Raw genomic sequence first — 11,412 nt, forward strand, 5'->3', positions numbered from 1 at the left:
CCGATACAAAATTTACTGAAAATATTTCCCAATATTTCATCGGTTGAAATCTGTCCTGTTATTTCACCCAGATAGAACATACATTCACGTATATCCTGTGCAAGAAAATCGTGAGTGATTCCAACATCCAATCCTTCAATTACTCTTTGTATTGCATCAAGTGCTTTTTTAAGTGCTTCATAGTGTCGAAGGTTTGTGACTATAACATCATCTTCACTAATTGAAGGTATACCAGCCTTTTCAATTAGAAGCTCCTGCAAATGATCGGTATTTTGTTGCTTCTTTGCTGAAATAAACAGTTTTTCTGCATCCAGGTCTGGAAATAATAATTGGAATTTATTTTCTTGACCTTCAGAAAGCAGATCAGCTTTGTTGAACAGAATAATAACCTGTTTATCTTTTAGTTTTGGAAGAATTGACTCTGCCAGTGTTTCGATTTTGTCAATAGGTGTAGTTGTATCAATCATCCAAAGTATGATTGAGGCCTGTTCTATTTTCTGGAATGTACGCTCTATCCCCATTGTTTCAACTACATCAGATGTTTGCCTAATTCCTGCTGTATCAATAAATCTGAACGTAACTCCATTGATATTTACGACATCTTCTATCACATCGCGCGTGGTACCATGTATATCACTTACAATCGCTTTGTCTTCGTTCAGAAGCAAGTTTAAAAGTGTTGATTTTCCTGCATTTGTTTCACCTATTATAGCTACAGGTATTCCACTCTTAATTGCATTACCAAGCTGAAATGAATTGGCTAAACTATCAATTTCTTTTTCAATTTCTAAAGTAAGATTATAAAGGTGATCTCTGTTGGCAAACTCAACATCCTCTTCTGAGAAGTCGAGTTCCAGCTCAATCAAAGATGCAAATTGAAGTAGCTTATCGCGCAAGTCTGCAAGTTTACGAGCAAAACCACCGCGCATCTGGTTCATTGCTACCCTGTGAGAGGACTTTGACTCTGATGCTATAAGGTCGGCAACAGCTTCGGCCTGACTCAAATCAAACTTCCCGTTTTGAAAGGCACGTCGAGTGAATTCTCCTGCAGTTGCTAACCGGGCGCCCTGTTCCAGAAGTAATTCAACCAATTTTTGCTGTATATATACTGAACCGTGACAGGATATCTCAACACTCTCCTCTCCTGTAAATGAATGTGGAGAATGGAAGATGGTTACAAGTACCTCATCGAGGATTTCATTATTGTATATGATTCTCCCGAAATGTACTCTGTTGGCTTTTGACTCTATTAGTTTTTTCCCTGAAGGTGATAAAAAAACCTTATCAGTCAAAGCTATGCATCCTTCACCTGAAAGACGTACAGTAGCTATTGCACCCATACCGGGAGGAGTTGATATCGCGCAAATTACATCGTTATTCATTAATTTATTACTATAAAATAAGTCAATACTTTCTACTATTTTAAAGTGAAAAATTTGCAATGAAAAAATAAAATGAATATTAAAGTAGCTTTAATACCTGAAACTGCTACCTCCTAGAAACTCTCTGAGCAGCGAAGTTGGAGGCAATTCCCTATCTGTTATATAATTAAAATAGCCAAGAAACTTCAGCAGACGATATGCTTCTGAATACTCAGGTACTGTGCGTGGTACCTGCATAAGAATAGGTTCGGCATGTCTTCTGATTGCGGCAAGTTCATATATCATAGCTGAGTTAAACATAACATCTGCATTTTCCTGGAATGGGAAAATCCATTTATCTTCTCCATGGCGAACACTATCCCACCTGGAGATTGTGGTCTGTGCAGAATAGCCACGATATCTATAATCACGCACTATACGACGAATAAGTCTGTTGTCAGATGCAGGAATCCAGTTGTGGTCGTCAAGTGAGATAGTAGTTAGAGCAGAAACGTAAATTTTAAATTTCATATCTTCTGGAATATGTTCGGTCAGCTTAGGATTTAGGCCATGTATACCTTCAATAATTAATATACTATTATTATCCATTTTCAGAAAATTACCACGATACTCTCTCTTACCTGTAACAAAATTATAGGTTGGCAACTCAACTGTCTCGCCGCTCATAAGTTTAAGCATATGATCTTCAAACAACTCCAGATCCAGAGCATACAGTGATTCGTAATCTTTTTCTCCATTCTCATCAAGTGGAGTATTATCACGATTCACGAAATAGTCATCAAGCGAAATACCTACAGGTTTTAAAAGATTCACCATCAGTTGCACTTCAAGGCGCTTTCGGAATGTAGTTTTACCTGAAGAGGATGGACCTGATATAAATACCACTTTAACTCCATCATTAAATCTTTTTGAGATCTCTTTCGCAATATCGTTGATCTGCATTGACTGATATGCTTCTGCAACCTGAATCACCTCATATACCCGGTCTTCTCTGATTGCTCTGTTTAGATCTCCTACATTGTCGAGACGACTAATCTTTAAGAAATTAAGATGTTCACGATATACATTTAGAAGTTTCTCCTGTTTAACTTCCGGCTCCAGTTCAACCGGGTTTTGTCTGTTTGGCACCCTCAGTAGGAATCCTCCATTATGAGGCTGAATATCAAAAATTGTAATATATCCTGTTGTAGGTGTAAGACTTCCATAAAAATAGTCGATATACCCATCAAGTTTAGAATAACGTGCGTATAGCATATCGGATGTTTCAAGTAACTGGGCTTTATCATCCAAGCCCAGACTACGGAAAAGTTCAACCACTTTCTCCGTCTCTTCTTCTACTTGCTCGAATGGTAAATTTGCCTCTACTATTTCCTTCATTCTGTTACGAATAGCATTCAGCTCATGTTCACCAACAGGCATGTCAGACTCAATCTGAAAATAATATCCTTTAGAAACAGCATGTTCGAGATATGTTTTCGCATTTGGCATTATATCGTCAACGGCCTTTGCTAGAATAAAGCAAAGTGATCTTACATAGGTGCGCATGGCAGATGAGTCGGTTAAATCCACAAACTCTACTTTCTTTGGTCTGTATACCCTGTATGTGAGAGATTCCGTTTTATTGTTAACTCTAGCGTTTGTTATTAAATAGGGCGATTTGACATTAAACTCTTTAATTAAATCAACCAATGATGTACCTATTGGTATTTCTTTATGTTCGTCAGTATTCAAACAATGTACTTTAACTGTGCCTGTCATATTCTTTATTTTTAATAGAGTTACTAAATTACACTTTTTTTCGGAGATACTCCCCATTTGACTTTAATCTATTCTCAAAAAAACATATCTTTGTTAATCACATTTTATGCAAATATCATATGAACGACTGGAAAAAAAGACTCGATATTGTTTACTCAACTAACCCCGATTATCACTATAATAAAGAGGGTGAAGAGATCTCTGAAACCTTGCCTAAAGAGAAGCAATTGTTGCGCATCAGTCTGGATAAACGCAACCGAAATGGAAAATCTGTTACACTTATCACAGGCTTCTCAGGTAATGAAGAAGACTTGAAAGAGTTGGGCAAGTTGTTAAAAACTAAATGTGGTGTAGGTGGATCAGCTAAAGATGGAGAGATAATTATCCAGGGAGATCATCGTGAAAAAGTACTTGATATTTTACAGAAAGAGGGGTACATAAAATCGCGACGGATTTGAAGGAATGAATTATGACAGATAAGTCACCATATGAATTGCAGCATCTGCATATTATTAAAGCTTCTGCCGGTTCAGGAAAAACACACAGGCTAACGGGAGAATATTTGCATCTGCTCTTTGCTCAGCCAAATAATCATAGACATATTCTGGCAGTAACTTTTACGAACAAAGCTACTGATGAGATGAAGTCGCGAATTGTTGAAGAACTTCATTTACTCTCATCAGGAAGAGACTCTGCCTATTTAAACGAGTTAATGAGAAACTTCTCATTAAAAGAGTCCACAGTCCGTTCAACTGCAAGAAGAATTCTTGAAACAATTCTGCATGACTATTCCGCATTCTCTATTAGCACAATAGATAAGTTTTTCCAACAGACAATGAGAGCTTTTACCCGCGAAATGGGACTAGCTGGAGGTTATAATATAGAAGTTGAGCACTCTTCATTGTTAATGGAGACAGTTGACCTCATGTTGTCTGAATTGGATAGACCAGAAAACAAACAACTGGCTGAGTGGCTGTTGCAGTTCATGCAGGACAGTATAGAGGAAGGTAAAAGCTGGAAGATTGATAGAGAGGTTATGGATCTCTCAGAACAACTTTTCAATGAAACATATAAATCTTTTAGCAAAGAGGAGCAAGCTGTATTACAGAATAAAGAACAGCTGTCTGAATATAAAACAATTCTGATCAGGATAATCAGGGAGTATGAAATTGAGTTGAAAAATATTGGGCTCAGAGCAGTTTCAATTATAGATAGCTGTGATCTTTCTCCGTCTAATTTTAGAGGTGCAGGCACTTCGCAGTTCTTTAAATTTGCAAAAATTGCTAATGGTGAGATTCCTGATTTGACAAAAACATTCTTGGAATTCCTAGATAACCCAGAGAGTTGGTATACTAAGACAACTCCAAAAGACTTAATTCTAAAAATTGAGAATGCTTACAATTCAGGCCTGAATGAGTGTGTAAGGCAAGTTATAAAGATGTATGAAAATAATACTTTCTACCTTACTGCAAAATGTATTCTGCAAAACTATTTTACCTTAGGAATTCTGAATGATATTAAAAACAGACTACGTAAGCTTCAACAGGAAAATAATACTCTGCTGCTTTCTGATACTACCGAGCTTTTGAATGATATAATATCGGGTACCGATTCTCCCTTTATTTATGAAAAGACCGGGACGAGGATCACGAACTATATGATTGATGAGTTTCAGGACACTTCCAGAATGCAGTGGACTAATTTTAAGCCACTTGTTGATGAAAGTTTATCATCTGGAAACTTCAACCTGATTGTTGGTGATGTAAAGCAGAGTATCTATCGATTTAGGAACTCAGACTGGCGTTTACTGGAGGAGCAGGTAGAAAAGGATTTCTCGAGTGATTATATCAGGAAACATGTACTGGATACTAACTGGCGGAGTGATGCTGCGATTGTAGAGTTTAACAACTTCTTCTTCAACGAAGCTCCATATATATTGCAGGATTATTACAATGAATCAAATTCCATTGATGAAGAAGGCTGGTCAAATCAGATTTCAAGTGCCTATACCGATGTTCATCAACATTTGCCGGAAAAGATAAAGGATAGTAGTGGACATGTAAAAATCACTTTCCTAAAAGATGATAAAGATAGTGATTGGGAATCCGAAGCTCTTGAGCGACTGCCATATGAAATAGAGTCTCTTCAGGATCAAGGCTTTTCACTTAAAGATATAGCTGTGGTTGTTCGTTCAAACAAAGAAGCTGTTCAGGTAGCCGAGAAACTACTAAAATATAAAGAGGATAACCCTGACTCTCGTTACAGATATGATATAATTTCAAACGAAGCATTACTTTTAGGTAGTGCTCAAAGTATCAAATCAGCTGTAGCACTTATGTATCACTTCCGTAACCCCAGCGACGAATTATACAAAATGAGTGCTGTATACGAGTTTTTCAGATACATGTATAAGTACTCACCTGCTGAAGCTATAAAAGCTTATCGGGAAGAGACTAAAGGAGAGTTTCCTGAAGAATACAGAAATAAAATAGCTGAGCTCTCATCAATGCCTTTTTATGATATGATCGAGAGTTATTTCTCTTTGTTTACTAGTGAAACAGATGAAAATGAAAAAGCATATATTCAGGCATTTCTTGACATAGCACTAAAGTTTAGTGAAGACAAGTCTGCTGATCTTAATGCTTTTCTTGATTGGTGGGAAGAAAAAGGTTGCAATAAAGCTTTATATTCTCCTGAAGGGCAAGATGCTATCAGACTTATAACTATTCACAAGTCAAAAGGACTTGGATTTGGTGCTGTTATTATGCCTTTCGTTAATTGGGAATTAGACCATACAAGAAACAACGATATTATATGGTGCAAACCTGAGGTTTCTCCATTTAACTTTATCGGGGTGGTTCCATTGAAGTATAATAAGAAATTGTCTGACACAATTTTCAGAAGAGATTATCTTGAGGAAAAGATGTTTACATATATCGATAATTTGAATCTTCTGTATGTTGCTTTTACGAGAGCAAAGCACCGACTTATTCTCTTTGCTCCATATAAAGATAAGATTGAAAAACTGAGTAATGTATCTCATTTATTACGTGAAACAATTATCAGCAGTAATCTTTCTGAGATAAACAAATGTGAAGGCAATACTGAATCAGTATTTGAATTAGGTACTCCGGAAAAGATCAAAGATGTTAAATCAGAAATAGAAGTTCAAACTTATAAAACAGGTAGATGGCACTCTATTCCATTTAATGACAGACTTAAACTAAGGCTCAACTCCATTGGATTTTTTAGTGATGATGGCAGTAGAGATTACGGAACACTTATGCATAAGATAGTAAGTGACATCAAAACTATCTCCGATATTCCACAAGCTGTTCAAAAGAAACTGTTTGAAGGAGAAATCAACGAAAGTGAGATGGAAAAAATCACAAACGATCTAACTGATTATCTATCTGTTCCACTTGTCTCAGATTGGTATAGCGGAAAATATGATGTATTGAATGAGGCTCAGATTCTACATCCGCAAAAAGGATTCAGTCGCCCTGACAGAGTAATGATTTCTCAGGATGAGGTTATAATAGTTGATTATAAGTTTGGAGAATCTGAGGAGAGTAAATACAAACGCCAGGTTCAGAGATACGTAAAATCAATAGAAGAAATGGGATATCTCAATGTAAAAGGATATGTTTTCTATGTGAAAACAGGAAAAATTGTAGATGTAGGATAAGCCAGTCCAGATAATCAACGGCTAATTCTTAGCTTAACTAGTCTACCATCCATTGCAGAAACATAAAGTTCTCTATTATCAGTTGGCAAAATCATATTAATCAAGCCATTTGATATTCTATACTTCCAAAGAAATTTACCATCAGAAGCTGCAAATGCATAAATATTACCTTTGTCAGTTGGTGCATACACTACCCCATCCTTCTCAACCAGTGCAGTGGGTGCAAGTTCATATCCCATATTCTCACCTGATGAAACCCATTTGATTCTTCTTTCAGGTAAAGTAGCATCAATAGCTATAATATTCCCATCCATCGTTTTAGCATAAACAGTAGCTCCATCTTCTGAAACACCAATAGACTCCCTGACTCTATTATCAGGGTCATTATAACGCCATATTACCTCTCCGGTTTTCTCGTCAAGCACAGTCATAAATCTGTCTGGTGAAGCCAGGTAAACTCTTCCATTTGTTATAACAGGATATACTTGTGCAGGTGATAGCATCCTGTTTGTATGACCATTATTCCAAATCCATTTTGGTTTACCATTTTCAACATTCAGTGCATAAAATTCATTACCCCAACTACCAAAGAACAATATACCATCATTTACAGCTGGTCTTGTCACTACAAAATTTTTAACACTGTCAAATTCCCAAACTTTCTCTCCTGAGAACACATTCCATGCTCTGCAATAGCCATCACCACCTGATAGTATTACTTTATCATCAGTACAAACCGGTGAAGAGACTACAGCTTTATTATTTTTCAGCTTAAATATCTCTTTACCATTATCTTTATTTATTCCATATAAATAAGTATCAGAAGATGCACACCAGACCAGATCATTATATACGTAAGGCGTTGAATAAATTTTACCTTCGGTTTTATAACTCCATAACTCTGAACCGTCAGAAGCATTCACTGCTTTTATCTCACCTTTTGTATTTGTATAATAGAGTACATTGTTTTTAAATGCCATTCCACTACCCATATCACTTTCTTCTTGTATACTCCATACTTCATAAGCATATGGATGGTTTGTATTAATTGTATAATCTGGTCGTGGAGGGTTATCAACCCAATTAGGCTTTTGAGATAAAGAATATGCAAGCCATGGTGTATTTGTTTCTTTCGTAACAATACGTTCTTGAAAGTAAATAGAATCAGAGTCAACTGTTATTATATTATACCCTCCATACTCTTTACCTGCACGCAGGTTAGATCTGCACATCGCCGCATTTACTCCTTCGAAATTCATAGCTCTATTAGTATGACCATGGCCACAGAGCATTAATTTAACATTATATGGTCTAAGTGCATCCATTACTTCAAACCAATTATTTAAACCCTCATCCATAGGATAATGGTTAATATAAATAATCGGCGTTTCCTTGCTGGTATTCTCCAGTTCATCAAAAAACCATGTAAGGTTTTCTCTGGGTATCTGTCCCGGACTCATTCTCATATTCGGACCCGATGCTAATCCAATGAATTTGTACCCCTTATACTCAAATCCGAATGTCTCATTACCGAAGACTCTTAAAAAATCGTTTGTCCCGCTTTCAGACCAATTAGCATCGTGATTTCCTGGAATTGAATAATATGGAACTTTCAAATTATCAAGAATATCTTTTGCTCTCTTTAGCTCTTCAAATGAACCAAATTCAGTAACATCTCCCGAGACAATTACAAATGATATCTCAGATATTGAATTTATATCCTCAACCGTCCGTATAAGATCTTCGTTATTATCCAAACTACCTATATGTGTATCAGTTACCAGTGCAAATTTAAAAGTAGTTGTCGAAGCTGCTAAAACGACAATACTTACATTCAGAAGAAAAAGTACAATATATATTTTTCTATATGATATCATAGAAGTCTGATTTTTGGTATAAATCACTATTTTTTAAAATACTCACTAAAGAAGAGCATTTGATATTTTATCGCATTGTTCCAATATTCCCAGGTATGACCACCAGGACGAGTTATATAGTCATGTGGGATATTTCTATATTGCAACTCTTTGTGTAATCGCTCATTTACTTCGTAAAAGAAATCATTTGTCCCGCAATCTATAATAATCTTCAGTCTATTTGGAGTTAACAGATGCAATAAACCCATTACTGTATATTCCTTCCAGTAGTCAGGATTTTCAGACTGTTTGCCTATATAATTTGACATGTCCCAATTATTGGGAAAAGGACGTATATCAACTCCCCCACTCATACTACCGCAAGCACCAAACAGATCCTGATTCCTGAAAGCTAAGTATAAACCTCCATGACCTCCCATACTTAGACCAGTTATTGCACGCCCTTCCCTTGAAGAGATTGTGTTATAATTTTCATCTATCCAGTTAACAAGCTCTTTTACAACAAAGGTTTCATATTGATACTTTTCATCTATTGGGCTATCCCAGTACCAGCTATTAAATCCTCCATCGGGACATACAATAATTATATCATGAAGATCTGATAGCTCTTTAACTGAAGGTACTTTTTTTATCCATGCATCATATCTGTCACTATAACCGTGTAAAAGATAGAGGACCGGCAGATCTTGCTGTCTGTTGTATGAGTCAGGTTTAACTACAACACTCTTTATGTTTTTGTTCATTGATGCACTAAATACATTTACTGTATCAACTGTAGAAGCATATGTTGAATATAGATAGAAAAAGCTGGATATAAAACCAATTAGAAAGTATTTCATTTTAATATTTATAAGTTTAACTCTATATAGTTGTTCGTTCCAATTAATTAGATAATTTCAAAGGTAATATTTAGTAAGATTATAAAAAAGAATTTTATAATTATCATACAATGTTAAAGAGACTCTTTCCAGTCAACAAATACAAATGTACTGATGTTTATCGATATATAACCGAAGGTTCAGTTATGAATCTTCTTTAATATAGAACAATGATGGATATTCAAAGAAAAATAGATGATAACAAAGGTAGATTTTTTATTGAGAAAGATGGCAGACAGATTGCCGAACTAGATTTTAAAATTGAAGACAATATACTTGATGCATATCATACAGGTGTACGTCCCGAACTTGAAGGACAGGGTATAGCGGGCAGATTGTTCAACGAAATGGTTGACTATGCACGCGAAAAGGGGTATAAGGTAAATCCATCATGTCCCTATATTCTTGCTAAATTTCGCAAAAGCCCTGATGAGTACAGAGATTTATGGTCGAGCTAAATAAAATAAATCCGTCAACACATTAATCCAATTTTAAATGATTAATCGTACTGACGGATTTAGCCGCATATGTATTCTGCGAAATATAACCTAAAACGCTTAATTCTTTTTCTTGATACCACAGCCAATTGCAACTGTAGAAGCTGGATCAGGATTATTCCCGGCAAGTAATGCTTTTACAGCATTTGCTGCGAAAGCTTCTTCTACCGCTGAAGCATCTTTGTAGTTGTCATCAACTGTTCCGGTATAAGCAACGGTAAAGCTGCCTCCCTCATTTTTAAGAAGAAAGATTTCCGGTGTGCGTGTGGCACCATATGCTTGATAAACCTCCTGAGTTTCATCTTTCAGGTATGGAAATGGATAATTCTTCTCTGCTGCCCTCTCTTTCATCTTCTCAATTGAATCTTCCGGCTGCTGTACTGCATCATTGGGATTGATAAATACAACAGGATACCCCTGTGGTGCAAACTCATGATGTAGTGCAATCATACGATCTTCATAAGCTTGAACATAAGGACAAGGGTTGCAAGAAAATATTACCATAACCCCTTTTTCATTTGCATAGTCTGATAACGAAACAGTTGTTCCATCAACATTTTTTAAAGAGAAGTCGGGCGCCTGAGAACCTACTGGAATGGGCTGGGCAATCAATGAAAAATAAATCATTGAAAGCAGAGCAAGAACAAGTAACTTTCTTTTCATAACTGCTTATTTAAAATGTTAGTTTGACAATAATGGTTTTATAATCTTATCCAATTCTGAAAATGTAAATTCCTTTGCATAAAACTCTCGGAATCCATTTCCATAAATAAGAGTTGCAGGTATTGCACCTGTCCATTTTTCATCCACAAGTGGAATCCAACGGTTAGATTGCGGGTCATCCAATAAAAGCACTTTATTTTTCATATCGTATTTTCTCATGAATGGAATAACTCTGGTATCCAGATCGTCAGACATATCTAAGCTAACCATAACTATTTTCAGATTTTCACCCTCATATTTATCTCTTAATTGCTCAAAATATGGAATTTCTCTAACACACGGACCACACCATGTAGCCCAAAAATTAACAACATAAATTGTATCATTATCTATCTCAAGAAAAGGCTGAAGCTGTTTAAAATCAACAACCATAATATCAGAATCAACCATTGATTCTGAATTTGCTCTGGGCACTGTATCTTTTAGGGTGAACGTTGATATTAAGAATGAAATTAGTATAAGCAAAATAGACTTCATCCCATTTATATTAATGAATTACACTGTGATTATAATCGGTGAACAAACGATACTAAGCAGTTGTTCATTGTAATCGACTGTATATCTGTTAAATATCAAATATAAAAGTTAACTGCAAGATAAAAAAAAGGG

Annotated in this window: 9 protein-coding genes; 3 read left to right on the forward strand and 6 right to left on the reverse strand. The window is 35.9% G+C overall.

Annotation, left to right across the window (positions count from 1 at the left end; all coding sequences use genetic code 11):
- The coding region (mnmE, locus tag PHO43_RS09275; protein WP_288012045.1) for a tRNA uridine-5-carboxymethylaminomethyl(34) synthesis GTPase MnmE at positions 1–1,382 on the reverse strand (1,382 nt) is incomplete at its 3' end.
- A 90-nt stretch (positions 1,383–1,472) separates the two neighbouring features.
- The gene (locus PHO43_RS09280) at positions 1,473–3,140 is read right to left on the reverse strand and encodes a uridine kinase family protein (RefSeq protein WP_288009637.1); all 1,668 of its coding nucleotides are present in this window, start codon (positions 3,138–3,140) and stop codon (positions 1,473–1,475) included.
- 119 nt (positions 3,141–3,259) lie between these two features.
- Between PHO43_RS09280 and PHO43_RS09285 the strand changes: the two genes are divergently transcribed.
- Together PHO43_RS09285 and PHO43_RS09290 are read left to right on the forward strand one after the other, a co-directional pair.
- Positions 3,260–3,598: a translation initiation factor gene (locus tag PHO43_RS09285; RefSeq protein ID WP_045089973.1), complete on the forward strand. Its 339-nt coding sequence runs from the start codon at positions 3,260–3,262 to the stop codon at positions 3,596–3,598.
- Between the two features lie 11 nt (positions 3,599–3,609).
- Positions 3,610–6,828 carry a UvrD-helicase domain-containing protein gene (locus tag PHO43_RS09290; RefSeq protein WP_288012047.1) on the forward strand — a complete coding sequence of 1,073 codons (3,219 nt, stop codon included), beginning with the start codon at positions 3,610–3,612 and terminating at the stop codon, positions 6,826–6,828.
- A 14-nt stretch (positions 6,829–6,842) separates the two neighbouring features.
- On the opposite strand, the gene PHO43_RS09295 is transcribed toward PHO43_RS09290, so the two are convergent.
- A complete protein-coding gene (locus tag PHO43_RS09295) occupies positions 6,843–8,705 on the reverse strand; it encodes an outer membrane protein assembly factor BamB family protein (RefSeq protein ID WP_288012049.1) in 1,863 nt (620 codons plus the stop codon).
- Between the two features lie 26 nt (positions 8,706–8,731).
- Complete coding sequence (locus tag PHO43_RS09300) at positions 8,732–9,550, reverse strand: alpha/beta hydrolase (RefSeq protein ID WP_502867187.1); 819 nt, start codon at positions 9,548–9,550, stop codon at positions 8,732–8,734.
- Positions 9,551–9,753: 203 nt separating this feature from the next.
- Between PHO43_RS09300 and PHO43_RS09305 the strand changes: the two genes are divergently transcribed.
- Positions 9,754–10,041, forward strand: coding sequence for a GNAT family N-acetyltransferase (locus PHO43_RS09305; RefSeq protein ID WP_045089977.1), 288 nt, complete (start codon positions 9,754–9,756; stop codon positions 10,039–10,041).
- Between the two features lie 99 nt (positions 10,042–10,140).
- On the opposite strand, the gene PHO43_RS09310 is transcribed toward PHO43_RS09305, so the two are convergent.
- Together PHO43_RS09310 and PHO43_RS09315 are read right to left on the reverse strand one after the other, a co-directional pair.
- Positions 10,141–10,743 (reverse strand): thioredoxin family protein, encoded by a 603-nt coding sequence (locus PHO43_RS09310; RefSeq protein WP_288009642.1) that lies wholly within the window; start codon positions 10,741–10,743, stop codon positions 10,141–10,143.
- An 18-nt stretch (positions 10,744–10,761) separates the two neighbouring features.
- On the reverse strand, positions 10,762–11,280 hold the full coding sequence (locus PHO43_RS09315; protein WP_053826046.1) for a TlpA family protein disulfide reductase: 519 nt from the start codon (positions 11,278–11,280) through the stop codon (positions 10,762–10,764).
- Positions 11,281–11,412 lie beyond the last annotated feature (132 nt).

Source organism: Lascolabacillus sp. (assembly GCF_028696275.1).
Classification (GTDB): Bacteria; Bacteroidota; Bacteroidia; order Bacteroidales; family Dysgonomonadaceae; genus Proteiniphilum; species Proteiniphilum massiliensis.